This is a genomic window from Streptomyces sp. NPDC019443 (assembly GCF_044389785.1).
In the GTDB taxonomy this organism is placed as follows: Bacteria; Actinomycetota; Actinomycetes; order Streptomycetales; family Streptomycetaceae; genus Streptomyces.
Map to the genome: position 1 here is coordinate 580571 of NZ_JBIRYJ010000005.1, position 23182 is coordinate 603752.

The following is a 23182-nucleotide window of genomic DNA, read 5'->3' on the forward strand; positions in this document are numbered from 1 at the left end:
CGAATCCATCAGATCCGCGAATGGGGGAGGGGGCCCACAGTGCTCATCGACACCTATGGCCGTGTGGCCACTGACCTGCGCGTTTCGCTCACGGACCGGTGCAATCTGCGGTGTGCGTACTGTATGCCGGAGGAAGGTCTGCAGTGGCTCGCCAAGCCGAATCTGCTCAGTGACGACGAGATCGTCCGGCTGATTCGCATCGCCGTCACCGACCTCGGCATCACCGAGGTCCGCTTCACCGGCGGGGAGCCGCTGCTGCGGCCCGGGCTGGTCGGGATCGTCGAGCGCTGCGCCGCTCTGCAGCCCCGCCCCGAGATGTCGCTGACCACCAACGGCATCGGGCTCAAGCGCACGGCCACCGCCCTCAAGGCCGCCGGTCTGGACCGGGTCAATGTCTCGCTGGACACCCTGCGGCCCGACGTCTTCAAGACCCTCACCCGCCGCGACCGCCACCACGACGTGATGGACGGCCTGGAGGCCGCCCGCGCCGCCGGCCTCGCACCGGTCAAGGTCAATACGGTCCTGATGCCGGGCCTCAATGACGACGAGGCCCCCGAGCTGCTCGCCTGGGCCGTGGAGAACGACTACGAGCTGCGTTTCATCGAGCAGATGCCGCTCGACGCACAGCACGGCTGGAAGCGCGACGGCATGATCACCGCGGGTGACATCCTCGAGTCGCTGCGTACGCGCTTCACGCTCACCGCCGAGGGCGAGGAGGAGCGCGGCTCCGCGCCCGCCGAGCGCTGGGTCGTGGACGGCGGACCACACCGGGTCGGAGTCATCGCCTCCGTGACCCGCCCCTTCTGCCAGGCCTGCGACCGGACCAGGCTCACCGCCGACGGCCAGGTGCGCAACTGCCTGTTCGCCCGCGAGGAGACGGATCTGCGCGCGGCGCTGCGCTCGGAGGCTCCCGACGAGGAGATCGCCCGTATATGGAAGCTGGCGATGTGGGGCAAGAAGGCGGGCTCGGGCCTCGACGACCCGGCGTTCCTGCAGCCCGACCGTCCGATGTCAGCGATCGGCGGCTGAGGACTCCCACTCCGGGAGCGTCACGACATCCTTCAAGAAGCCACGCACACCCAGGAATTGGGAGAGATGCTCACGGTGCTCCTCACAGGCGAGCCAGGTCTTGCGGCGCTCCGGAGTGTGCAGCTTCGGGTTGTTCCACGCGAGCACCCAGACCGCCTCGGCGCGGCAGCCCTTGGCGGAGCAGATGGGTGTTTCGTCACTCATTGATATTCATCCCAAACAAGGCGACGCCGAGCAGCCACGGGGGGAGCTGCCCGGCGTCGGTCCGTCGCTCCGACGGGGGATGCGGAGCGCGCTTCGAAGTATGTCACGGGGAACGGGGGGAAGTGCACTGGAACTTCACGATTGATCTGAGCTTTTATTGAGCTTTGCAGCCCCGTGGAATCAGCTCTGTTCCGGTCTCTGACGGTCCCGTTCGTAGCCGTCGCCTTCCGCCTCGGCTTCCGCGGTGGGTTCCGCGTCGGCAGGCGTGGGGACGGGCGCGATCATTGGCCGCGACGGGGTGGGGACGAACGTCGAGGGCAGCGAAGGGGGGTTCTCGCGGCCCGCGTTGGCGATCACCACGGCGATGTACGGGAGCACCCCACCGAGCACCAGCGCCACGACAGCCACGTGGCGTTCCACATTCCACAGGACTGCGGCGAGGATCACCGCCACCGTCCGCACCGACATGGAGATCACATAGCGACGCTGCCGGCCGCGCACATCGTCGGCGAGCCCCTGCCGGGCTCCCGTGATCCGGAAGACCTCCGTATCGCCATGCTTCCGCATCACGTTCCACCACCTGGATTCCGCGTCGGACGCTCCCCGGTCCTGACGTGTTCCACCGTACGCCGCAGCCTCGACACCTACGAGAGTGGGTCTTGGCCCGGCTGCCTGTCCCCAGCTGCGCCATAGCGCGTATGGCGTCGCCCGACATGCGCTGTATGGCCGATCGGCCGACACTGGCGGCATCACTGCTCACGTAGAGCCGTACGAGGAGGCAGCCATGGGCTGGTTGTGGGCGATCATCGTGGGATTCGTGCTGGGCTTGATCGCCAAGGCGATCCTGCCGGGCAAGCAGCACATGCCCCTCTGGCTGACCACCATCCTGGGCATCGGCGGCGCTGCGCTCGGCAACTGGATTGCGATGGGGCTCGGGATCGCCGAGACCAGTGGCATCGACTGGGGCCGCCATTTGCTTCAGATCGCGGCTGCCGTTGTGCTCGTCTTCCTGGGCGAGATGGCATACAACGCCGGACGGGGCAGCAGGCAGAGAGCCTGATCCAGGAACGGCGACGGCCGGCCGGGCGCGATGCCCGTCCGGCCGCCGCCGTGAGGAGTTGTGCGCCGGATCAGACCGCCGTGACCTCGACCGCAGCGAGGTTCTTCTTGCCGCGGCGCAGTACGAGCCAGCGACCGTGGAGCAGATCGTCCCGCGCCGGTACGGCGTCCTCCGCGGCGACCTTGACGTTGTTCACGTAGGCGCCGCCCTCCTTGACCGTGCGGCGGGCGGCCGACTTGCTGGGGACCAGGCCGACCTCCGCGAGCAGGTCCACCACCGGAGCCAGCTCGGCCACCTGGGCGTGCGGCAGCTCGGAGAGCGCCGCACGCAGCGTCGCCTCGTCGAGCTCGGCCAGCTCGCCCTGACCGAACAGCGCCTTCGACGCGTCCACAACCGCCGCGCACTGGCCGGCGCCGTGGACCAGCGTCGTCAGCTCCTCCGCCAGCGCCCGCTGGGCCGCACGCGCCTGCGGGCGCTCCTCGGTCAGCTTCTCCAGCTCCTCGATCTCCTCGCGGGACTTGAAGCTGAAGATCCGCAGGAACTTCGAGACGTCCCGGTCGTCCGCGTTCAGCCAGAACTGGTAGAAGGCGTACGGCGTGGTCCGCTCCGGGTCCAGCCAGACCGTGCCGGACTCCGTCTTGCCGAACTTCGTGCCGTCGGCCTTCGTGATCAGCGGGGTGGCCAGCGCGTGCACGTCGGCCTCCGGCTCGACCCGGTGGATCAGGTCGGTGCCCGCGGTGAGGTTGCCCCACTGGTCGCTGCCGCCGGTCTGCAGGACGCAGCCGTACCGCCGGTACAGCTCCAGGTAGTCCATGCCCTGCAGGATCTGGTAACTGAACTCGGTGTAGCTGATCCCCGCGTCGGAGTTCAGCCGCCGCGCGACCGCCTCCTTCGCGATCATCTTGTTGACCCGGAAGTACTTGCCGACGTCGCGCAGGAAGTCGATCGCCGACAGACCCGACGTCCAGTCCAGGTTGTTGACCATGGTCGCGGCGTGCGGTCCTTCGAAGTCGAGGAACCGCTCGATCTGCCCTCGTAGCCGCTCCACCCAGCCCGCGACGACCTCCGGCGCGTTCAGTGTGCGCTCGGAGTTCGGCTTCGGGTCGCCGATCAGACCGGTCGCCCCGCCGACCAGACCCAGCGGGCGGTTGCCCGCCTGCTGGATCCGGCGCATGGTGAGGATCTGGACCAGATTGCCGAGGTGCAGGCTCGGCGCGGTCGGGTCGAAGCCGCAATAGAACGTGACGGGACCGTCCGCGAACGCCTTGCGCAATGCGTCCTCGTCAGTGGAGAGGGCGATCAGCCCGCGCCACTGCAGTTCGTCGACGATGTCCGTCACTTCTCTCGCGTCTCCTTCGATGTGCTTGCAGACGTCTCCGAGGTTATACGCCCTGGCTGACCGAACTCATATTGAAGTCCGGGATGCGGAGCGCGGGCATCGCGGCCCGGGTGAACCAGTCGCCCCATTCGCGCGGCAGCGTCTTCTCGGTGCGGCCGGCCTCGGTGGCCCTGGACAGCAGGTCGACGGGCGACTCGTTGAACCGGAAGTTGTTCACCTCGCCGACCACCTCGCCGTTCTCCACGAGGTAGACGCCGTCCCGGGTCAGGCCGGTCAGCAGCAGCGTCGCCGGATCGACCTCGCGGATGTACCAGAGGCAGGTCAGCAGCAGGCTGGGCCCGCGATGGTCTGTCGCCGCCACCATCTCGTCCAGCGAGCGCTCACCGCCGCCGTCCAGGATCAGATTGTCGATCCCGGGGGCGACCGGCAGCCCGGTCAGACCGGCGCTGTGCCGGGTGGTGATCAGGTGCTCCAGCTTTCCGCCGCGTACCCAGTCCGTCGCCGACAGCGGCAGGCCGTTGTCGAAGACCGAGGCGTCGTCGCCGGACGCGTGCGCGATCACGAACGGCGCGGACTCGAGCCCCGGCTCGTTCGGGTCGCTGCGCAGGCTCAGCGGCAGCGGCGACAGCGTCTCGCCGACGCGGGTGCCGCCGCCGGGCTTGGAGAAGACCGTACGGCCCTCCGCCGCGTCCCGGGCCGTCGACGACCACATCTGGTAGATCAGCAGATCGGCCACCGCGGTGGGCGGCAGCAGCGTCTCGTACCGGCCCGCGGGCAGGTCGATACGGCGCTCGGCCCAGCCGAGCCGCTGCGCGAGCTCCGCGTCGAGCAGCGCCGGATCCACGTCCTTGAAGTCCCGCGTGGAGCGGCCGGCCCAGGCGGACCGCGAGCGGTCCGGGGACTTGGCGTTGAGCTCCAGCGTCCCGTTGGGCTGGTCATGGCGGAGCCGCAGCCCCGTCGACGTACCGAGGTAGGTGGAGGTCAGCTCGTGGTTGGCGAAGCCGTACAGCTCCCGCTCACCGGCTCGGGCGCGGGCGAATGCCTCGCCCAGCGCGGGCGCGAAGTCCGCGAAGACGGCGGAGGAGGTCTCGGCGGGCGGGTCGGTGAAGTCGGGGGAGGAGGGGACCGAGTCGACGAGCGGCTGGGCGTCCTCGGCGGGCCCGGCCCCACGCGCGGCGGCCTCCGCGGCCCGTACGAGCGGCTCGAGGTCGTCGGCGGTGACGGCGGTCCGCGACACGACACCGGACGCGGTGCCCTGGGAGCCGTCGACGGTCGCGATGACGGTGAGGGTGCGGCCGCGGGTGACGCCGTTCGTCGTCAGGGCGTTTCCGGCCCAGCGCAGATTGGCCGACGATTCCTCGTCGGCGATGACGACACAACCGTCAGCAGTGGACAGCTCAAGGGCACGCTCGACGATCTCGTACGGCTTGCTGATACGGCTCATCGACCGGCCTCCTGCGTGGTGTTGAGACTGTGCTTGCCCGGGGGACACTGCATCCGATTGCGGCATCGCCGCGGGCCGGACCCCCGGCAAATTCCGTGGTGACCGCTCATCGACCGGCCTCCTGCGTGGTGTTGAGGATGTTCACGCCCCTGAACAAGGCGGACGGGCAGCCGTGCGAGACCGCCGCGACCTGGCCCGGCTGGGCCTTTCCGCAGTTGAACGCGCCGCCCAGCACATACGTCTGCGGGCCGCCCACCTTCTCCATCGAGCCCCAGAAGTCCGTCGTCGTCGCCTGGTACGCGACATCCCGCAGCTGACCCGCCAGCTTGCCGTTCTCGATGCGGAAGAAGCGCTGCCCGGTGAACTGGAAGTTGTAGCGCTGCATGTCGATCGACCACGACCGGTCGCCGACCACATAGATGCCCCGCTCCACCCCGCCGATCAGATCCTCCGTCGACAGACCGCCCGGATCCGGCTGAAGCGAGACGTTCGCCATCCGCTGCACCGGCACATGGCTGGGCGAGTCCGCGTACGCGCAGCCGTTGGACCGGCCGAGCCCCGTCAGCTTCGCGATCCGCCGGTCCAGCTGGTAGCCCACCAGCGTGCCGTCCTTCACCAGGTCCCACGACTGCGCCTCGACGCCCTCGTCGTCGTACCCGATCGTGGCCAGCCCGTGCTCCGCGGTCCGGTCGCCCCTCACATTCATCACCGAGGAGCCGTACGCAAGCTTCCCCAGCTTGTCGAAAGTGGCGAAGGACGTACCGGCGTACGCCGCCTCGTACCCCAGCGCCCGGTCCAGCTCCGTGGCGTGGCCGATCGACTCATGGATGGTCAGCCAGAGATTCGACGGGTCGACCACCAGGTCGTACCGCCCGGCCTCGACGCTCGGCGCGCGCATCTTCTCCGCGAGCAGCTCGGGGATCTGCTCCAGCTCGGAATCCCAGTCCCAGCCCGTGCCGGTCAGAAACTCCCAGCCACGGCCGACCGGCGGCGCGACCGTGCGCATCGAGTCGAACTCGCCGCTGCTCGCATCGACTGCGACCGCGGTCAGCTGCGGATGCAACCGCACTCGCTGCTGCGTGGTGACGGTGCCCGCGGTGTCGGCGTAGAACTTGTTCTCGTGGACGGTGATCAGCGAGGCGTCCACATGCGCAACGCCCTCCGCGCCCAGCAGCCGCTCGCTCCACTGCGCCAGCAGCGCCGTCTTCTCCTCGTCGGGTACCTCGAACGGGTTGATCTCGTACGAGGAGACCCATGTCCGCTCCGTGTGCACCGGCTCGTCCGCCAGCTCCACCCTCTCGTCGGAGCCCGCCGCCGCAATCACCTTCGCCGACAGCTTGGCCATCGCGATCGCCTGGCCTGCGACCCTGGCGGCCGCGTCCATGGTCATGTCGACCCCGGAGGCGAACCCCCAGGCGCCGCCGTGCACCACCCGTACCGCGTACCCCAGGTCCGTGGTGTCCGATGAGCCGGCGAGCTTGGCGTCGCGCAGCCGCCAGGCGGCGCTGCGTACGCGCTCGAAGCGGAAGTCGGCGTGCTCGGCGCCGAGCGCACGCGCCCGGGCGAGTGCCGCGTCGGCGAGGGCCCGCAGCGGCAGCGCTGTGAAGGCTTCGTCGATGGAATGAGGCACGGATGTCTCCTGTGTCGTTGAGACCGGTCGCCCGATCATGTCGCGCCGGAGGGGGCGTTGCCCAGCGCCATTCTGTAGGGACCCGACAGTGACTGGATGAAGGCGCTGTCAGGGCCCGATTCTCCGTGAGAGGGGCAGGACCGATAGTTTGCGTGAGTACCAGACCGCTATCGAAAGGGTGATCCGTTGAGCCGCTCGGTTCTCGTCACCGGAGGAAACCGGGGCATCGGCCTCGCCATCGCCCGCGCGTTCGCCGAAGCCGGCGACAAGGTCGCGATCACCTACCGGTCCGGCGAGCCGCCGGCCGGCTTCCTGGCCGTCAAGTGCGACATCACCGACGCCGAGCAGGTGGAGCAGGCCTACAAGGAGATCGAGGAGAAGCACGGTCCGGTGGAGGTGCTGGTGGCCAACGCCGGTGTCACCAAGGACCAGTTGCTGATGCGGATGTCCGAGGAGGACTTCACGTCCGTACTCGACACCAACCTCACCGGCACCTTCCGGGTCGTCAAGCGCGCCAACCGCGGCATGCTTCGCGCCAAGAAGGGCCGTGTCGTGCTGATCTCCTCCGTGGTCGGGCTGCTGGGCTCGGCGGGGCAGGCCAACTACGCCGCCTCCAAGGCCGGTCTCGTGGGCTTCGCCCGCTCCCTCGCCCGCGAGCTGGGCTCGCGGAACATCACGTTCAACGTCGTCGCACCCGGCTTTGTCGACACCGACATGACTCAGGCGCTCACGGACGAGCAGCGCGCGGGCATCGTCTCGCAGGTGCCGCTCGGCCGCTATGCGCAGCCGGAGGAGATCGCCGCCACGGTGCGCTTCCTCGCCTCCGACGACGCCTCGTACATCACTGGAGCCGTCATCCCCGTTGACGGCGGATTGGGCATGGGTCACTGATCACATGAGTGGAATCCTCGCCGGCAAGCGCATTCTCGTCACGGGCGTCCTCACCGAGGGGTCCATCGCCTTCCATGCCGCCAAGGTGGCGCAGGAGGAGGGTGCGGAGGTCATCCTGACCGGCTTCGGCCGGCTCACCCTCGTCGAGCGCATCGCCAAGCGTCTGCCCAAGCCCGTCCCGGTCATCGAGCTGGACGTCACCAACCAGGAGCACCTGGACGGCCTCGCGGACAAGCTCCGTGAGCACTCCAGCGACGACTCGGGCCTCGACGGCATCGTGCACTCGATCGCCTTCGGCCCGCAGGCCGCGTTCAACTTCCTCGAGGCCGGCTGGGAGGACGTCTCCACCGCGGTGCAGGTCTCGGCGTACTCCTACAAGTCGCTGACCATGGCCTGCCTGCCGCTGATGGAGCGGGGCGGCTCGGTCGTCGGTCTCACCTTCGACGCGACGATCGCGTGGCCGAAGTACGACTGGATGGGCGTGGCCAAGGCGGCCCTGGAGTCCACCAACCGCTACCTGGCCCGTGACCTGGGTCCCAAGGGCATCCGCTGCAACCTGGTCGCGGCCGGGCCGATCAAGTCGATGGCCGCGAAGTCCATCCCGGGCTTCGAGGAGCTCGCGGACGTCTGGAACCACCGCGCCCCGATCGGCTGGGACCTGGCCGACCCCGACCCGGCCGGCCGCGGTGTCGTCGGTCTGCTCTCGGACTTCTTCCCGCGGACGACCGGCGAGATCGTCCACGTGGACGGCGGCGTGCACATGATGGGCGCCTGACCCCTCTCGTACGAGAACGACGCCCCGTTCCCCGCTCAGTGCGGGGAACGGGGCGTCGCCCATTCGGCCCCCCGGAGCGCGCGGCACGTCGTGTGGACAGCGAGGCTGGAGAGGCAAATCCCCCTTGAGGTGCAGCCGCGGCGAGCGGGCCGCAGTACGGCCGAGGAGGTCCTGCCTGTGCGTACGAACCGCCGCTCCGCCTCCGTACTGGCCTCAGTGGCGCTCCTGCTGTGGACGTCGTCGACGGCCCTTTCCCAGCCCCGGTCCCGTACGTACGAGGCTGACTGCCGCACCGTCGTCGAAGGCTCCTGGGCCACCGGCTTCTGCCACAACCCCTACCCCGAGACCGACCGCGTCCGGCTGCACATCGAGTGCGAGCGCTGGTGGGACATCGACGTGGACAGCGCACCCGTCGAGATAGGCCCGGCCGGCTATGCCGAGCTCACCGACCGCTGCTGGAAGGAGATACGCGCGGTGTGGGTCAGTCACCAGCCCCTGAGGGACTCCGCAGGCACATGAACGGATAGCTCGCCGCCTCCGCGGCGGCCACATCGACCGCGGCGCGGCCGCGTGGAGCACCGTGGCCGCACAGGCCCAGGATTCCCCGGCCCCAAGGATCACCCGCAGCCCCACCGCCTGGTCGCTCGGCTGCTTCTTCGGCCTCCAGGCCACCGGCGCGTACATCACCATGGGCTGGATGCCGCAGATCTTCCGCGACGCGGGAGTCTCCGCGGGCACGGCCGGGGTGCTGCTCGCCGTGACCATGGTGATGGGCGTGCCGCTCGCCTTCGTCATCCCGCGGCTCGCCACCCGGTTGAAGACCCAGGGCCCGATCGTCGTCGCCCTCGGGCTGTGCGGGCTGACCGGCTATGCGGGCCTGTTCTTCGCGCCGTCCGCCGGAGCCTGGGCCTGGGCGCTGCTGCTGGGCGTCTCCAACTGCGCCTTCCCGCTCGCCCTCACCATGATCGGCATGCGGTCGAGGACCGGGGCGGGGGTCGTACGCCTCTCGGCCTTCGCCCAGTCCACCGGGTATCTGATCTCCATCCCCGGCCCGCTGCTGGTGGGCGTGCTCTACCAGCACAGCGGCGGCTGGGGGCTGCCGATCACGCTGATGGCAGGCCTGATCGTGCCGCAGATCGCTGTCGGCATCCTGGCCGGCCGGGACCGGACGATCGAGGACGAATGCTGAGATGCGAGACTGACTCCATGCCTGTGCTCGACCCGAACCCCTCGAACGGCCAGAAGAAGCTCCTGCTCGTCTTCGGCGCGATGATCGCCATCACGGTCGTGATCGCGGTGATCGCGTCCATCGCCTCACCCTGACACGGTCGTTGCCTCGCCGAAAAAGTTGCCCCGCCGAAAGAATGGGGGGCTAGCACCACCATCCCCTAGGGGGTCAGGCTCAGGGGGAAGTGGGTGGGTCACCGGATGGGCCCCCGCGCCCATGATCCGTAGGTTTGAAGCAACAAACCGCAGACCTACGGAGGCGGCCATGTCGGCCCACACGCACACGCGGTCCCACCCCAAGGCCACGGGCGGCGTCGACATCCGGCTGCCGTGGTGGGCACTCGCCCTGCCCATGCTCGCCTTCGTCCTGCTCCTGCTGATCGCGGACCCCGCCCATGCGCAGACCACAGGCGGCGAGCCGGCGGTCGGCCAGTTCCTCGAGCGCATTCAGCACAGCCTGTCCCGGTGACTGTCCCACTGTCGGATTCACCCTTCGCGGGGGAGCCCGTCAACACCCTGCGCCCGCTGGCTCATTTCATGCGAAGCTGGGGTGCATGAGCGACGCCGTGTCTTCCGGGGGGACAGCCCCCGGATCCCCCGAGTCCCGCAGGATCGTCCTCCTCCGGCATGCGAAGGCCGACTGGCCGCAGGTGTCCGACCATGAGCGGCCGCTCGCCGAGCGCGGCCGTTTGGACGCGTCGACAGCCGGCCGCAGGCTGGCCGACACCGGTATCGCCCTCGACCTGGCTCTGTGCTCCACCGCGAGCAGAACCCGCGAGACCTGGAAGCTGGCGGTGCACGAGCTGCCGCACCGCCCCAAGACGGTGTACGAGGAGCGGCTGTACGACGCCTCCCTCGGCGAACTTATCGCGCTGCTCAACGAGATCCCGGACGAGGTGAACGACCTGCTCGTCATCGGCCACAACCCCGGGGTGCACGCGCTCGCCGACGCCCTCGCGGGCAAGGCCGAGGGTGAAGCGCTGGCCCGGATGACGCAGAGCGGTTTCCCGACCGCGGCGCTCGCGGTCGTCGGCTTCACCGGCTCCTGGAAGTCGGTCGAGCACGGCGTGGGCACGCTGCTCGAATTCTGGGCGCCACACACGTAACCCCCCTGTCCGGTACATGAATCGGCCCCGGCGCGCGGTCACCGCGCGCCGGGGCCTTTGCATGGGGTCTCTGCCTGGGGTCTCTGCCTGGGGACTAGTGCTCCTCGCCTTCGCCGTCCGCGGACTCGACCTCTTCGCGGGTGATGCCCAGCAGATAGAGGACAGTGTCCAGGAAGGGGACATTGACCGCGGTGTGGGCGGCCCGGCGGACGACGGGCTTGGCGTTGAAGGCGACGCCCAGACCGGCCGCGTTGAGCATGTCCAGATCATTCGCGCCGTCGCCGATCGCGACGGTCTGCGCCAGCGGCACGCCCGCCTCGGCCGCGAACCGGCGCAGCAGCCGGGCCTTGCCCGCACGGTCCACGATCTCGCCGACGACGCGGCCGGTGAGCTTCCCGTCCACGATCTCCAGCGTGTTCGCCGAGGCGAAGTCGAGCCCGAGCCGCGTCTTGAGGTCATCGGTGACCTGCGTGAATCCGCCCGACACGACGCCCACTTGGTAGCCGAGCCGCTTGAGCGTACGGATCAGGGTGCGGGCGCCGGGGGTCAGCCGGACCTCCGTGCGCACCTTGTCCACGACCGAGGCGTCGAGCCCTTCGAGCAGCGCCACGCGCGCGTGGAGGGACTGCTCGAAGTCCAGATCACCGCGCATCGCCGCGGCCGTGACCTCGGCGACCTTGTCCTCACAGCCCGCGTGTGCCGCGAACAGCTCGATGACCTCGTCCTGGATGAGCGTCGAGTCCACATCCATGACGACCAGGCGCTGGGCGCGGCGGTGCAGCCCGGCCGACACGACCGCCACATCGACGCCGATCTCGGCGGCCTCGGTGGCCAGTACGGTGCGCAGCGCCTCGGTCTCCGTACCGGACACGGCGAATTCCACGGCGGTGACGGGGTACTTGGCGAGCCGGAAGATACGGTCGATGTTCCCGCCGGTTGCGGTGATCCTGGCCGCTATGGCGGCGGTCGACTCGGCGGTGAGCGGGTGCCCGAGCACGGTGACATGCGAACGGCCACTTCCGCGTGGCCGGTTGTCGCCGGTGCCCGAGATGATCTCGGCCTGCAGCTTCAGCGACTCGGCCCACTTGTGGACGGTGGCCCGGAGCTCGCCCTCGGCGGTGCCGCCGGGGGCCGGAGCGGTGACGAGGACGCACAGCACGATGCGGCCCCGTGTGACGACCTGCTCGATGTCGACGACGTCGAGGGAGTAGGCGGCGAGGGTGTCGAAGAGCCCGGCGGTGATCCCGGGACGGTCCTTCCCGAAGATCTTGACGAGAAGGGTGGGTACGTCGGAGGTCTGCGATGCGCTCATGGTGTATCCACCGTATCGGGCGCGCGCGGGATGAGACGGGGCGTCCCGCCTGCCGGACGTTCCGGCCCCCCGGGGCCCCCGCCCCCGCACTGGCGCCCGCCCCTCGGCCTCCGCCCCCGGCCGCGTGCCCGCGCGCCCCTCACCGGCGGCCCCCGGGCGTCCCCGGCGGCGGGGGCGTGCCCTCCTCAGGCGGCGGAGGCGACGCGCGGTACGGCGATGGTGGCGGCGGGGGCATCGGCGGCATCGGGCCCGCGACCGTGGGGGCACCGTGGATCTCCGGGGGCGGGCGCAGATACGGGTTCGTGGCGTCGTTCGACGGGCGGTACGGCGGCACCGGGCGGTACGGACCCGGCAGCTCCGCCGCCGTGGGCGCCGCCGCCTCCGCCGCCCACTCCGCCGTGGGCCCCGCCGCCGCGCCCCGGCCGCCACCCCGCGTCCCGTACACCAGCAGCGCCCCCACCCCGCCCGCAGCCGCACCCCACGCCGCCCCCAGCAGCAGGGCCATGCCCACCTGACCGTGCAGCTCGATGCCCGCGCCGAACGCGTCGAAGCCCAGTACCGACAGCGACGCGTCCGCCGAGACGTCCGTCAGCCACACCAGCAGCGGCAGCGCCAGTGCCGTCACCACACCCAGCCGCACCGCGCACCGCCCCGCGAACCCGGCCGCTGTCAGCCCGCCCGCGGGCGTACGCGCCGCCGCCAGTACCCCGGCGTACAGCATCATCACCGCGGTCGCGACGGCCAGCAGCCATACGCGACCGTCCAGTTCGGCCAGCCTGCCCACCGTCACCGGCTCGTCCGCCGAGACCCGCAGCAGTTCGTCCAGCGGATCCGGCAGCAGCTTCGCCAGCTCGCCGTTCGCCTCGCCGTCCCACGGCACGAACAGGCCCAACGGCACGCCCAGCCACACTCCGTTCGGCGCCCCGAGCAGCGCCGCACCCGCGATCCTCTTCGGGTGGTCGTCACCGATCGCCGCGTACGCCGCCGCCGCGTACCCCGCGAGGACCGCGACCAGCAGCACCGTCACGACCGCGGACGCCGCAGGCCGTACGACCCGTCGCAGCGCCTGCCACACCGCCCCGCGCGGCAGTGGCGCACGCCGCGAGGCGAGAAGCGAGATCACCAGCACCCCGAGCACCCAGAACAGCGCGCCCGCCAGCGAATCCGCGGTGTTCACGCTGAACCCCACCGACGCCTGCGCGTCCACCAGGTCACCGAGCCGGTCCGGCAGCAGGCCACCGATGTCGCCGAGGCCCGGCACCTCGATGCCGCCCCCGTCCCCGCCGAGCCCCGGCACCTTGTCGAGGTCCAGCCCGAGCTTCGCCCCGTCGATCGTGATGACGTCGTGACCTGCCCACGCCAACCCGCCGACCATCGCGACGAACAGAGTCGCCACCCCGCCCGCCCGAGCGGCGAGTTCGGTCCCCGAGATGTACGGTCCCGCGCGGCGCAGCGAACGTAGAAAGAAGTACGCAAGAAACAGTGCCCCGACCAGACCCACCCCAAGTGGCGTGATGTCGACGGCCGTCCGAGCCTGTGCACCTTCCAGCCCGAACGCGGACACATCACCTGCCGGAGTGACCGATCCGCCCACCGCGAGCACCACAGCCGCCGCTGTCATCGGCCCCAGCGACCCCGCCGAATCCGCGCCCAGCAGATGCAGACCGAGCGCCGCCGCACCCGCCATCCCGACCAGCGCCCAGCTCACCGCCGCTATGGACGCCAGCACCACATCGCCCCACGGCACCTTGTCGCCACTGCCGCTCGCGTCCATCGGACCCCCCGATCCCTGCTGGGTTTGACCCAGTTACCCCCACTCACGCATGATCCGTACGCACTGGTGGGCGCTTACCACTCTCCGGGCGTGTTTCTCCTCCGTCAACGGGCAGCCCGAACGCGGTATTCGCAAGGCCCGACTTTCGGATGCGGGACCGGGCCTGAAATAGTTCCTCACGATGTTCGCCATCCCTAGACTCCCTGTGATGGGGGTAACTCGGGGGACAAGTAGTGGGGCATGGAGTGCCGGAACTCGTACTGGAATTGAACGGAAGGACCTGGACTCTCGATCCGTCCAGGTCGTACACCCTGGGACGTGATCCGCAGGGCGACCTGGTGGTCGACGACGCCAGGGTCTCGTGGCGGCATGCCAGCATCAGCTGGGGCGGCCGCAGTTGGGTGATCGAGGACCACGGCAGCACCAACGGCACATACGTGCAGGGCCAGCGGATCCATCAGATGGAGATCGGCCCCGGCTCGGCAGTGCACTTGGGCAACGCCACCGACGGTCCGCGGCTGAACCTCTCGGGTGCGGCAGCCGGCGCCTACAGCGCGCAGGGCGCGGCCCCTCAGCAGCAGGCGGTCAAGCAGCAGGCCCCGGCCCAGCAGCCGCAGCAGCAGGGCGCTCCCGGCTGGGCGGCGGCTCAGCAGGCGCCGGCTCAACAGCCCCAGCAGGCCTGGCAGCAACAGCCGCCGCAGGCACAGGTCCCGCACCAGCAGGGACCGGGTGGCGCGGGTGGCGCCGGCGGTGTCGCGGGGGCTCCGCCGGTGTACGGGGACCGCAGCCCGACCACCTTCCATCAGCTGGCCCTCGGCCGGGTGATGCGCATCGGTCGTGCGCTCGAGAACGAACTGGTCGTCTCCGACCTCCAGGTCTCGCGCAACCACGCCGAGTTCGTGGCCACGCCCGACGGCCGCTTCGAGATCCGCGACCTCGGATCCCACAACGGCACGTACGTCAACGGCCAGCCGATCGCCAAGTCCGGCACGGCGCTCATCGGCCCGAACGACATCGTCGGCGTCGGCCACTCGACCTTCCGCCTCGTCGGCGACCGGCTCGAGGAGTTCGTCGACACCGGTGAGGTCTCCTTCTCCGCCCGCCACCTCACGGTGACGGTCGACGGCGGCAAGCAGATCCTGCGGGACGTCTCCTTCGGCGTACCGGAGAAGTCGCTCATCGGCGTCATCGGCCCTTCGGGTTCCGGCAAGTCCACCCTGCTCAAGGCGCTCACCGGCTACCGGCCCGCCAACCAGGGCGACGTGCTCTACGACAACCGCAGCCTCTACAAGCAGTTCGCCGAGCTGCGCCAGCGCATCGGACTGGTCCCGCAGGACGACATCCTGCACAAGGAGCTGACCGTCCGTAAGGCACTCAAATACGCCGCCAAGCTCCGCTTCCCCGGCGACACCGCCGAGGCCGAGCGCGAGGCCCGTATCGACGAGGTGCTGCGCGAGCTCAAGCTCGACATCCACAAGGAAAAGAAGGTCACCTCGCTCTCCGGCGGCCAGCGCAAGCGCGTCTCCGTCGCGCTCGAGCTGCTGACCAAGCCGTCGCTGATATTCCTTGACGAGCCGACATCCGGCCTCGACCCGGGTATGGACCGCGACGTCATGCAGCTGCTGCGCGGCCTTGCCGACGACGGCCGCACCGTCCTGGTGGTCACCCACTCCGTGGCCGAGCTGGCGCTCTGCGACAAGCTCCTCGTCATGGCCCCGGGCGGCTCGGTCGCGTACTTCGGCCCGCCGGAGGAAGCGCTCAACTTCTTCGGCTACAGCACCTGGGCCGACGTCTTCTCGGCGTTCGAGAACTACCGCGACTACGACTGGGCGGGCCGCTGGCGCGGCTCGCAGCACTACCAGATGTACGCCGCGGACATCGACGCCGTTGCCGCGCAGCAGGTACACATGCCGCCCGCGCAGCAGATGCGCCCGCCGAAGCCGCAGAGCTGGGGCTCCCAGCTGTGGACGCTGATCCGCAGGTACTCCTCGGTCATCGCGTCCGACAAGGGCTTCCTGGGCCTGATGGTGATCCTGCCCGCGGTCCTCGGTCTGGTCAGCGTGGTCATCCCGGCGAAGTTCGGCCTCGGGCCGCCCACGCCGCCGAACAAGTTCAACGGCGACGCCGGTACGATCATGCTGATCCTCGCGGTCGGCATGTGCTTCTCGGGCGCGGCCAACTCCGTACGAGAACTGATCAAGGAACGGGTCATCTACGAACGGGAACGGGCCACCGGCCTGGCCCGCTCGGCGTATCTGATGTCCAAGGTGATCGTCCTCGGAGTCATCACGGCCATCCAGGGCGTCATCATCTGCGGCATCGGCTTCGCCACCCGCGACCTGCCCGAAGAGGGCCTGATCATGCCGCCGGCCGTCGAGATCTGCCTGGTCGTCATCGCTCTGGGCTTCACCTCGATGATGTTCGGCCTGGTCATCTCCTCGCTGGTGAAGACCGCCGAGAAGACCATGCCGCTGCTGGTCATGTTCGCGATCGTCCAGGTCGTCTTCACCGGCATTCTCTTCCAGGTCTACGGTTCGCCCGGCCTGGAGCAGTTCGCCTGGCTGATGCCGTCCCGCTGGGCCATCGCCGGCGCGGGTGCGACGCTCGACCTGTCGCATCTGATGCCGCCGTGGGACCCGAACAAGCCCGGGGACCTGGACCCGCTGTGGGGGCACTCGGCGGGCCAGTGGGGCCTGAACATCACGATCCTGCTTGTGATCGGCGTCATCTGCGGCGTCGCGGTCGCACGACTGCTGCGCCGCCACGAGCCCGAGGTCATGCGCAAGTAAGGGCCGTCCGCAGTGCGCCGAAGAGCGGCACCCCCGTGTGGGGTGCCGCTCTTCGGCGTATGTCCTGCGGCTGCTCTGCTGAGACTCAGTAGGCGCTGTTCACGTTGTCGATCGAGCCGTAGCGGTCGGCGGCGTAGTTGGCCGCGGCCGTGATGTTGGCGACCGGGTCGTACTGGCTGTTGGGCGTACCGGCGACGTGGTACGCGTCGAACGTCGGCTTGATGACCTGCAGCAGGCCGATCGACGGGACGCCGTTGATGGCGTTGATGTCCCAGTTGTTGATGGCGTTCGGGTTGCCGCTGGACTCGCGCATGATGTTGCGGTGCAGCCCGTCGTACGTGCCGGGGATGCCGTGCTTCTTCATGATGGCCAGCGACTCCTTGATCCAGCCGTCAAGGTTGTTGGCGTAGATCGGCTTGCGGGCGGCGGCCCGGCTGGCGGCCTGCTCGGCGGCGCGCTTCTTCGCGGCGGCCTTGGCGGCAGCGGCGGCAGCCTTCTTCTTGGCCTCGGCGTTCGCCTTGGCCTTGGCGTGGGTCACGGTCTGGGCGTGGGCCACAGCCTTGGCGTGAGCCACGGTCTGGGCGTGGGCCTTCGCCGCGGCAGCGGCCTGCCTCTTCGCGGCGGCCTGCTTCTTCGCGGCGGCGGCCTTCTGCTTGGCAGCAGCCGCCTTCTGCTCGGCGATGTCCGCCTGTGCAGCGGCCGCCTGCGCGGCGTTGACAGTCTCGGTCTCGGCGGAAGCGTTGCCGGGGACGAGGGAGAACGTGAGGGCTGCGACGCCGGCGGCGGCGATACCGGCGATCGAGACCTTGTGGGTCTTGGTCATACGGGTGCTGGACGCGGACATACAGATACCTCGTTCGAATAGCGGATGTCGCATCAGGCCGGGGGAGGCGCTGCGCTCCTCGGCGGCGACGGCTGCAATTCTTAGCGGCAGCAAAAAGCTGTGGCAAAGGTGTGACGTACGACCCGCGGTAGTGGATATGGGTGTCGCGAAGGCCCCATTTGCCCATTCAGTCCCCGCTCACACGTCCTTTTTGTGTCCACTAGAGTGGTTCGTAAGTGACGTGCGTCCTATGTGCGGGCTCACATTGGGCGAGTGTCAATCTCACCGTGCGTTGCGTCAGCAATGCAAAGTGTGAGGGCTTTCGTTCGGAAGTATGAGGTGGCTGTCGCCAAACTCGTGCCATAGGTAGAGATGCCGCAGCGCCTCCCCGTACGAGCGGCCCAGCGCCTCCCGCCCGGCGATGGCCTCCAGCATCAGCAGATGCGATGCCTCCGGCTCGTGCAGCCCGGTCAGCAGCCCGTCCACGGCGCGCACCCCGCGCCTCGGCGTGATGACCAGGTCCGTCAAGCCCGATGCCGTATGCACCACGCCGTCGGGGCCCGCCGCCGACTCCAGAGCGCGTACCGCCGTCGTGCCGACCGCGACAATGCGGCCTCCGCCCACCCGAGCGGTATTCACCAGCCACGCCGTCGTCCGGGGCACCGAGAAGCGCTCCGGGTACGGCGGCTCGTGCGCCTCGGCCGAAGCCACCCCGGTATGCAGAGTGATCGGTGCGAACTGCACGCCCCGGCTCACCAGTTGTGCCACCAGCCGCGTCGTGAAGGGCCGCGCGGCACTCGGCATCTCCGCGGAGCCCGCGCCGCCGGGGGAGGGGAGCGCGAAGACCGTCTGATACGCGGACAGAGGCTGGTCCTGGGCCGTGTACCCGTACCGGATCGGCCGTCCGTACCGGCGCAGCAGCCCCGGTACGTCCACCGAGGCCGACGCCCACCACAGCCGGTCCGCGCCGGGGGAAAGGGGCTCATCCAGTACGAGGTGCTCGCCCCCCGGAAGCCGTACGACGGCCCCTGTCGGACCGCCGGCGCGCGGCAGGGTGCTGCCCGATCCGTCGGGGCGGCGCAGCTCCACCGCCCAGCGCCCGTCGTCCCCGCACGTCGAGAAGTGCACGACGACGACCACGCCGCCGACCCGCCCACCCACGGCGGCGGGCAGTGTGGTGGACGTGTTGACCACCAGGACGTCACCGGCGCGCAGTTGCCCGGGAAGGTCCCGGAAGGCGTGGTGGGAGACCTCGGTCCCGCGCGAGACCATGAGCCGTACGTCGTCCCGCCCGGAGCCGCGCACCTCCGCCGGCACCCGGGCCGAGAGCTCCTCGGGCACCCGCAGCGCATCCAGCACGGCTGTTCCTCCTGACACTGTTGTCATCGGGCCGGCTCCGCGAGCGCGGGGGCCGCATACCGCCCGCTCACCGGCCGCTCGTCGAGCAGCCGCAGGAAGCCCGGCACCACCGACTCCGGCGCCGGGCGCGGGTCCTCGTCGTCCGGGACGGCGGCCGCGTACAGATCCGTCTGCATGTCGCCCGGGTCGACCGTCCACACCCGCAGTTCCGGCTCCTCGACCGCGAGGACCGCGGCGAGGTGGTCGAGCGCGGCCTTCGAGGCTCCGTAGCCACCCCATGTCTCGTACGCCTCGGCCCCCGCGTCCGAGCTGACCGCGATCACCGTGCCCGCGTCCGCCGCCCGCAGCAGCGGCAGTGCCTCCTGTACGAGACCGAGCGCCGCGACCACATTGGTCTCCAGCGCCGCCCGCAGCCCCTCCAGCGGCAACGCCTCCAGCCGCACCAGCGGCTCGGCGCCGAGCGCGCTCGCATTGCTCACCAGCAGGTCGAGCCCGCCGAGCCCGCGGGCCGCGGCCAGCAGCTCCCCGCGATGCCCGGCGTCGGTGACGTCGCCCGCCACCGCCACGACCCGCGTCCTGTGCGCGCCGATGCCTCGCGCGCTCTCCTGAAGTACGTCCGCGGTCCTGGCGCCCAGCACCAGGTCCCAGCCGCGCCGGGCGAGAGCCGTAGCGAGAGCGCGCCCCAGCCCCTTCGAAGCCCCGGTGATCACTGCTACCCGCATGATGTCCATCCCCTTGTCCCCGTCTGTCCGCGTCTTTGGCCCCAACCTTGGAACGCGGCCACGCCCGCCGCCTCATGCCCTGGACCCCACCCGCCAAGGAACTTCGACCTACGTCCACAGCCCCATGCGGCTGCCGTCCCCCGCCCGATACGGACTGTCACAGCCCGCCGGTACGGTGAGGTCATGAGTCACCGACCCGGCTCCGGCCTTGCCGCCGTGAGCACCGCGCTTCTCGCGATGAGCAGGCATCTCGAGGTGCGTGACGTGCTGAAGACGATCGTCGCCTCGGCGCGCGAGCTCCTCGACGCCGAGTACGCGGCGCTGGGCGTCCCCGACGACCACGGCGGCTTCGCCCAGTTCGTGGTCGACGGCGTGAGCGACGCGCAGTGGAAGGCGATCGGCCCGCTCCCGCGGCAGCACGGCATCCTCGCCGCGATGCTCCGGGACGCGAAGACGGAGCGCCTCGCGGATGTGCGCAAGGACCCCCGCTTCGAGGGCTGGCCGTCCGCCCACCCGGACATGTCCGACTTCCTGGGCCTGCCCGTCAAGGACGGCGACGAGACGATCGGCGCCCTCTTCCTCGCCAACAAGAGGTGCCCGAAGCCGGACGGCGGTTGCGGCTTCACCGCCGAGGACGAGGAGCTTCTCTCGATCCTCGCCCAGCACGCCGCGATAGCGCTCACCAACGCCCGGCTGTACGAGCGCAGCCGCGAGCTCACGATCGCGGAGGAACGATCCCGCCTGGCCCACGAGTTGCATGACGCGGTCAGCCAGAAGCTGTTCTCGCTCAGGCTGACCGCGCAGGCCGCGGCCGCGCTCGTGGACCGCGACCCTGCCCGCGCCAAGGGCGAGTTGCAGCAGATCGCGGAGCTCGCCGCCGAGGCCGCGGACGAACTGCGCGCCGCTGTCGTCGAGTTGCGCCCCGCCGCCCTCGACGAGGACGGCCTGGTCAACACCCTCCGTACGCAGATCCAGGTCCTGGACCGGGCGCACACCGCGCGAGTCACCTTCGACACCCGCGGCATCCGTGCGCTGCCCGCCGCGCAGGAGGAGGCCCTGCTCCGGGTCGCCCAGGAGGCCCTGCACAACGCACTGCGGCACTCGGGCGCCGGCGAGGTCGACGTGGTCCTGTTCCGCCGCGGCCAGGGCGCGGTCCTCAGCGTCACGGACAACGGCAAGGGCTTCGAGCCGAGGACGGTCCGCCGGGCCGGCCGCCATCTGGGACTGGTCTCGATGCGCGACCGGGCGAGCGGCGTCGGCGGAAGCCTCACCGTGGAATCGGCGCCCGGAATGGGCACCACGATCGAGATGGAGGTCCCCGGTGGCTGACGCTCTGCCCAATTCGAAGACCGGGATTCCGAAGACCGGGATGATCCGTGTGCTGCTGGTCGACGATCACCAGGTGGTCCGCCGGGGCCTGCGTACCTTCCTCGAGATCCAGGACGACATCGAGGTCGTCGGCGAGGCCGCGGACGGGGCCGAAGGGGTCGCCCGCGCCGAGGAGTTGAAGCCGGACGTGGTCCTGATGGACGTCAAGATGCCCGGCACCGACGGCATCGAGGCGCTCCGCAAACTCCGCGAACTCGCCAACCCCGCCAAGGTGTTGATCGTCACCAGCTTCACCGAACAGCGTACGGTCGTGCCCGCCCTGCGCGCGGGCGCGTCGGGGTACGTCTACAAGGACGTGGACCCGGAGGCGCTGGCCGGGGCGATTCGCTCCGTACACGCGGGCCATGTGCTGCTCCAGCCGGAGGTCGCGGACGCGCTCCTGGCGCAGGACGCCCCGGGCAACGGCACGGGGCGCGGCAGCACCCTTACCGAACGCGAGAAGGAGGTCCTGGGCCTGATCGCGGACGGCCGCTCCAACCGTGAGATCGCCCGGGCGCTCGTCCTGTCCGAGAAAACCGTCAAGACGCATGTCTCGAACATTCTGATGAAGCTGGACCTGGCGGATCGCACCCAAGCGGCACTGTGGGCCGTCCGGCATGGCCTGACGGGCTAATCGGACTGACTCGCTCCGGTCTGAGATTCATACCGTCGGGTGTATGTCACCTGTCCGGCGCATCCTGATCGACTCGGCGCCGTTGTCCATGGCGTGCTGCGGCGGCCGGCCGCAGCGAACGCTCAGGAGGATTTCGAAGTGAAGAACCTGAAGAAGGCCGCTGCCCTCACCATGGTCGCCGGGAGCCTCGTCGCCGCCGGCGCGGGTGTCGCGTCCGCCACCACCGGTGCGCACGCGGACGGCACGGCCGTGGGCTCCCCGGGCGTTGCCTCCGGCAATGTGGTTCAGGTCCCGGTCCACGTCCCGGTGAACGTCGTCGGCAACACCGTGAACGTGATCGGCGCCCTCAACCCGGCGTTCGGGAACTACGGCTACAACGGCTGACGGTTCACACCCCACGGCAACCACCGGCTCTGTTTCCAGGGGTCGTGGTTGCCGTGGGCCGGGGGCGTTGGTGTTGCTGTCGGTGGGTGGTTTCGCGGTCTCCGGGGTTCGGGGTCGCCGTGGGCCAGGGGACGTTGGTGGAGTTTTCAGGGGGCGTGGTTGACCTGGGCCAGGGGGCGCTGGTGGTTGCTGCCCGGTGGGTGGTTTCGCGGTTTCCAGGGGTCGTGGTTGCCGTGGGCCAGGGGGCGCTGGTGGTTGCTGCCCGGTGGGTGGTTTCGCGGGCCCACCCAGACACCGCGGAGGGCTCGAAGGGCCCCCGGAATCCGCACTCCACGGCATCCGGCACCCCGGGCGCCCCGGAGCAGCGGACCGGACGCCCGCGCTCCGGACGCCCGCGTCAGTGGGTGCCGCGTTCGCGCTCCTCCACGTACGCGTTGTACGCCGCCACCTGTGCCCGTCTCGCCACCCGTTCCACCGGGCGCAGCGCCTCCACCCGCGCCGACATCTCCGACGCGCTCACCGCCCCGCCGTGGCCGTTCTCGTACGCCACCGAGATCAGCAGCCCGACCCGCTGAGCCAGCTCCAACACTCGTACCGCCCGCGGCGGATACCCGGGCGCCAGCGCCTCGCGGCCCCGCTCGGCCCGCGCCCGGTACGCGTCGATCGCCGCCTCCGCCACCGGACCCGACGCCGCCACATCGAGCCGCGACAGCACCTCCGTCGCGTCCCGCAGCGCCTCGGCGAGCTCCCGCTCCGCCTCCCCGAGCGAGGGCACGTCCGCGGGCGGCGCCTCCCGTACCGGCAGGCAGTGCCAGACGACCTCCACATGCTGATCACCCGCGGGCCCTGCCTCGTACACCTCGGGCACCAGCCCGTACGCCGCGCCCGAGGCGACCACCGCCTCCTCCGCGTCGAGCGCCCGCGCGTTGAATTCGGGTGGCCCGCTGAGCCCCAGCGGATGCCCCGGCGCAGGCAGCGCGACCCGGTACCCGGTCACCCCGAGCGCCCGCAGCCGCCCCAGCGCCAGCGTGAGCCCGACCGGGTCCGCCTCGCCCGGCAGACCCTCCACCCGGTGCACCGCGTCGTCGCCGACGATCGCGAGCGCCGCGTCATCCGGTGATACAAATCCGGCCAACAGGGCATTTCCCCATGCGGCCAGCCGTCCTGAGCGTGGTTCGGAAAGCATGGACCCAGCCTAGGGACCGGACCGGGGGGCCGGGGCACCCGACCGGTGGCGTAGGTTTTCCCCTGGGAGCCGCGCCCACAGGTGCACAAATGCCCCCCAACTACCTCAAGACGATTGCATGGGGAG

The 23182-nt window shown here is 70.2% G+C and carries 23 protein-coding genes and 1 pseudogene; 13 read left to right on the forward strand and 11 right to left on the reverse strand.

Features of this window, described 5'->3' with window-relative positions; genetic code table 11:
* Window positions 1–39 precede the first annotated feature (39 nt).
* The gene (gene moaA, locus ACH492_RS20015) at window positions 40–1029 is read left to right on the forward strand and encodes a GTP 3',8-cyclase MoaA (protein WP_398988291.1); all 990 of its coding nucleotides are present in this window, start codon (window positions 40–42) and stop codon (window positions 1027–1029) included.
* Here moaA and ACH492_RS20020 read toward each other — a convergent pair.
* Together ACH492_RS20020 and ACH492_RS20025 are read right to left on the reverse strand one after the other, a co-directional pair.
* On the reverse strand, window positions 1012–1233 hold the full coding sequence (locus tag ACH492_RS20020) for a hypothetical protein (RefSeq protein ID WP_356227541.1): 222 nt from the start codon (window positions 1231–1233) through the stop codon (window positions 1012–1014). The two genes, moaA and ACH492_RS20020, sit on opposite strands and share 18 nt — an antisense overlap.
* Window positions 1234–1413: 180 nt before the next feature.
* Window positions 1414–1800: a DUF3099 domain-containing protein gene (locus ACH492_RS20025; protein WP_398988394.1), complete on the reverse strand. Its 387-nt coding sequence runs from the start codon at window positions 1798–1800 to the stop codon at window positions 1414–1416.
* A gap of 217 nt (window positions 1801–2017) precedes the next feature.
* Between ACH492_RS20025 and ACH492_RS20030 the strand changes: the two genes are divergently transcribed.
* Window positions 2018–2293 (forward strand): GlsB/YeaQ/YmgE family stress response membrane protein, encoded by a 276-nt coding sequence (locus ACH492_RS20030; protein WP_398988293.1) that lies wholly within the window; start codon window positions 2018–2020, stop codon window positions 2291–2293.
* 70 nt (window positions 2294–2363) lie between these two features.
* Here ACH492_RS20030 and tyrS read toward each other — a convergent pair whose 3' ends face one another.
* The 3 genes from tyrS to ACH492_RS20045 all read right to left on the reverse strand — a co-directional run bounded on the left by tyrS (window position 2364) and on the right by ACH492_RS20045 (window position 6706).
* Complete coding sequence (gene tyrS / locus ACH492_RS20035; protein ID WP_398988294.1) at window positions 2364–3632, reverse strand: tyrosine--tRNA ligase; 1269 nt, start codon at window positions 3630–3632, stop codon at window positions 2364–2366.
* 43 nt (window positions 3633–3675) lie between these two features.
* A complete protein-coding gene (locus tag ACH492_RS20040; protein WP_398988296.1) occupies window positions 3676–5076 on the reverse strand; it encodes a metallopeptidase TldD-related protein in 1401 nt (466 codons plus the stop codon).
* Between the two features lie 106 nt (window positions 5077–5182).
* Window positions 5183–6706: a TldD/PmbA family protein gene (locus ACH492_RS20045; RefSeq protein ID WP_398988298.1), complete on the reverse strand. Its 1524-nt coding sequence runs from the start codon at window positions 6704–6706 to the stop codon at window positions 5183–5185.
* A gap of 186 nt (window positions 6707–6892) precedes the next feature.
* On the opposite strand from ACH492_RS20045, the gene fabG reads away from it, so the two are divergent.
* The 7 genes and pseudogenes from fabG to ACH492_RS20080 all read left to right on the forward strand — a co-directional run bounded on the left by fabG (window position 6893) and on the right by ACH492_RS20080 (window position 10705).
* The gene (gene fabG / locus ACH492_RS20050) at window positions 6893–7597 is read left to right on the forward strand and encodes a 3-oxoacyl-[acyl-carrier-protein] reductase (protein WP_307664306.1); all 705 of its coding nucleotides are present in this window, start codon (window positions 6893–6895) and stop codon (window positions 7595–7597) included.
* 4 nt (window positions 7598–7601) lie between these two features.
* Window positions 7602–8372 carry an enoyl-ACP reductase FabI gene (gene fabI / locus ACH492_RS20055; protein WP_398988300.1) on the forward strand — a complete coding sequence of 257 codons (771 nt, stop codon included), beginning with the start codon at window positions 7602–7604 and terminating at the stop codon, window positions 8370–8372.
* A gap of 177 nt (window positions 8373–8549) precedes the next feature.
* Window positions 8550–8891 (forward strand): hypothetical protein, encoded by a 342-nt coding sequence (locus ACH492_RS20060; protein WP_398988302.1) that lies wholly within the window; start codon window positions 8550–8552, stop codon window positions 8889–8891.
* A gap of 64 nt (window positions 8892–8955) precedes the next feature.
* Window positions 8956–9561: pseudogene (locus ACH492_RS20065) on the forward strand (MFS transporter); the annotation flags it as partial.
* A 17-nt stretch (window positions 9562–9578) separates the two neighbouring features.
* Complete coding sequence (locus ACH492_RS20070; protein WP_307664310.1) at window positions 9579–9695, forward strand: SGM_5486 family transporter-associated protein; 117 nt, start codon at window positions 9579–9581, stop codon at window positions 9693–9695.
* Window positions 9696–9864: 169 nt separating this feature from the next.
* On the forward strand, window positions 9865–10068 hold the full coding sequence (locus ACH492_RS20075; protein ID WP_398988304.1) for a hypothetical protein: 204 nt from the start codon (window positions 9865–9867) through the stop codon (window positions 10066–10068).
* Window positions 10069–10153: 85 nt separating this feature from the next.
* Window positions 10154–10705, forward strand: a complete 552-nt coding sequence (locus ACH492_RS20080; protein WP_398988306.1) for a SixA phosphatase family protein — start codon at window positions 10154–10156, stop codon at window positions 10703–10705.
* Between the two features lie 94 nt (window positions 10706–10799).
* On the opposite strand, the gene serB is transcribed toward ACH492_RS20080, so the two are convergent.
* Together serB and ACH492_RS20090 are read right to left on the reverse strand one after the other, a co-directional pair.
* Window positions 10800–12017, reverse strand: a complete 1218-nt coding sequence (gene serB / locus ACH492_RS20085; protein WP_398988308.1) for a phosphoserine phosphatase SerB — start codon at window positions 12015–12017, stop codon at window positions 10800–10802.
* A gap of 139 nt (window positions 12018–12156) precedes the next feature.
* A complete protein-coding gene (locus ACH492_RS20090) occupies window positions 12157–13791 on the reverse strand; it encodes a streptophobe family protein (protein ID WP_398988310.1) in 1635 nt (544 codons plus the stop codon).
* Window positions 13792–14024: 233 nt separating this feature from the next.
* Between ACH492_RS20090 and ACH492_RS20095 the strand changes: the two genes are divergently transcribed.
* Complete coding sequence (locus tag ACH492_RS20095; RefSeq protein ID WP_398988312.1) at window positions 14025–16580, forward strand: FHA domain-containing protein; 2556 nt, start codon at window positions 14025–14027, stop codon at window positions 16578–16580.
* Between the two features lie 85 nt (window positions 16581–16665).
* Here ACH492_RS20095 and ACH492_RS20100 read toward each other — a convergent pair whose 3' ends face one another.
* The 3 genes from ACH492_RS20100 to ACH492_RS20110 form a co-directional block, all read right to left on the reverse strand.
* Window positions 16666–17424 carry a transglycosylase SLT domain-containing protein gene (locus ACH492_RS20100; protein ID WP_398988314.1) on the reverse strand — a complete coding sequence of 253 codons (759 nt, stop codon included), beginning with the start codon at window positions 17422–17424 and terminating at the stop codon, window positions 16666–16668.
* Window positions 17425–17700: 276 nt separating this feature from the next.
* A complete protein-coding gene (locus ACH492_RS20105; RefSeq protein ID WP_398988316.1) occupies window positions 17701–18789 on the reverse strand; it encodes an S-adenosylmethionine:tRNA ribosyltransferase-isomerase in 1089 nt (362 codons plus the stop codon).
* Window positions 18786–19484 carry an SDR family NAD(P)-dependent oxidoreductase gene (locus ACH492_RS20110; protein ID WP_398988318.1) on the reverse strand — a complete coding sequence of 233 codons (699 nt, stop codon included), beginning with the start codon at window positions 19482–19484 and terminating at the stop codon, window positions 18786–18788. The genes ACH492_RS20105 and ACH492_RS20110 overlap by 4 nt, the downstream gene beginning before the upstream one ends.
* Before the next feature lie 183 nt (window positions 19485–19667).
* Here ACH492_RS20110 and ACH492_RS20115 point away from each other — a divergent pair, with 183 nt between their 5' ends.
* From ACH492_RS20115 to ACH492_RS20125, 3 genes are all read left to right on the forward strand, one after another.
* A complete protein-coding gene (locus ACH492_RS20115; RefSeq protein ID WP_398988320.1) occupies window positions 19668–20813 on the forward strand; it encodes a GAF domain-containing sensor histidine kinase in 1146 nt (381 codons plus the stop codon).
* 40 nt (window positions 20814–20853) lie between these two features.
* On the forward strand, window positions 20854–21486 hold the full coding sequence (locus ACH492_RS20120) for a response regulator (RefSeq protein ID WP_398988396.1): 633 nt from the start codon (window positions 20854–20856) through the stop codon (window positions 21484–21486).
* Window positions 21487–21624: 138 nt separating this feature from the next.
* On the forward strand, window positions 21625–21870 hold the full coding sequence (locus ACH492_RS20125; RefSeq protein ID WP_398988322.1) for a chaplin family protein: 246 nt from the start codon (window positions 21625–21627) through the stop codon (window positions 21868–21870).
* A 397-nt stretch (window positions 21871–22267) separates the two neighbouring features.
* Here the strand turns inward: ACH492_RS20125 and ACH492_RS20130 are convergent, their stop codons facing one another.
* A complete protein-coding gene (locus ACH492_RS20130) occupies window positions 22268–23056 on the reverse strand; it encodes a hypothetical protein (RefSeq protein WP_398988324.1) in 789 nt (262 codons plus the stop codon).
* Between the last annotated feature and the right edge of the window lie 126 nt (window positions 23057–23182).

What these genes read in the sequence shown, in the direction of transcription:
- ACH492_RS20020 (WP_356227541.1), bottom strand. Translation starts at nt 1,233, where the DNA reads ATGAGTGACGAAACACCCATCTGCTCCGCCAAGGGCTGCCGCGCCGAG.
- ACH492_RS20025 (WP_398988394.1), bottom strand. Translation starts at nt 1,800, where the DNA reads ATGCGGAAGCATGGCGATACGGAGGTCTTCCGGATCACGGGAGCCCGG.
- ACH492_RS20030 (WP_398988293.1), top strand. Translation starts at nt 2,018, where the DNA reads ATGGGCTGGTTGTGGGCGATCATCGTGGGATTCGTGCTGGGCTTGATC.
- ACH492_RS20040 (WP_398988296.1), bottom strand. Translation starts at nt 5,076, where the DNA reads ATGAGCCGTATCAGCAAGCCGTACGAGATCGTCGAGCGTGCCCTTGAG.
- fabI (WP_398988300.1), top strand. Translation starts at nt 7,602, where the DNA reads ATGAGTGGAATCCTCGCCGGCAAGCGCATTCTCGTCACGGGCGTCCTC.
- ACH492_RS20070 (WP_307664310.1), top strand. Translation starts at nt 9,579, where the DNA reads ATGCCTGTGCTCGACCCGAACCCCTCGAACGGCCAGAAGAAGCTCCTG.
- ACH492_RS20075 (WP_398988304.1), top strand. Translation starts at nt 9,865, where the DNA reads ATGTCGGCCCACACGCACACGCGGTCCCACCCCAAGGCCACGGGCGGC.
- ACH492_RS20080 (WP_398988306.1), top strand. Translation starts at nt 10,154, where the DNA reads ATGAGCGACGCCGTGTCTTCCGGGGGGACAGCCCCCGGATCCCCCGAG.
- serB (WP_398988308.1), bottom strand. Translation starts at nt 12,017, where the DNA reads ATGAGCGCATCGCAGACCTCCGACGTACCCACCCTTCTCGTCAAGATC.
- ACH492_RS20090 (WP_398988310.1), bottom strand. Translation starts at nt 13,791, where the DNA reads ATGGACGCGAGCGGCAGTGGCGACAAGGTGCCGTGGGGCGATGTGGTG.
- ACH492_RS20100 (WP_398988314.1), bottom strand. Translation starts at nt 17,424, where the DNA reads ATGTCCGCGTCCAGCACCCGTATGACCAAGACCCACAAGGTCTCGATC.
- ACH492_RS20105 (WP_398988316.1), bottom strand. Translation starts at nt 18,789, where the DNA reads ATGACAACAGTGTCAGGAGGAACAGCCGTGCTGGATGCGCTGCGGGTG.
- ACH492_RS20110 (WP_398988318.1), bottom strand. Translation starts at nt 19,484, where the DNA reads ATGCGGGTAGCAGTGATCACCGGGGCTTCGAAGGGGCTGGGGCGCGCT.
- ACH492_RS20115 (WP_398988320.1), top strand. Translation starts at nt 19,668, where the DNA reads ATGAGTCACCGACCCGGCTCCGGCCTTGCCGCCGTGAGCACCGCGCTT.
- ACH492_RS20120 (WP_398988396.1), top strand. Translation starts at nt 20,854, where the DNA reads ATGATCCGTGTGCTGCTGGTCGACGATCACCAGGTGGTCCGCCGGGGC.
- ACH492_RS20130 (WP_398988324.1), bottom strand. Translation starts at nt 23,056, where the DNA reads ATGCTTTCCGAACCACGCTCAGGACGGCTGGCCGCATGGGGAAATGCC.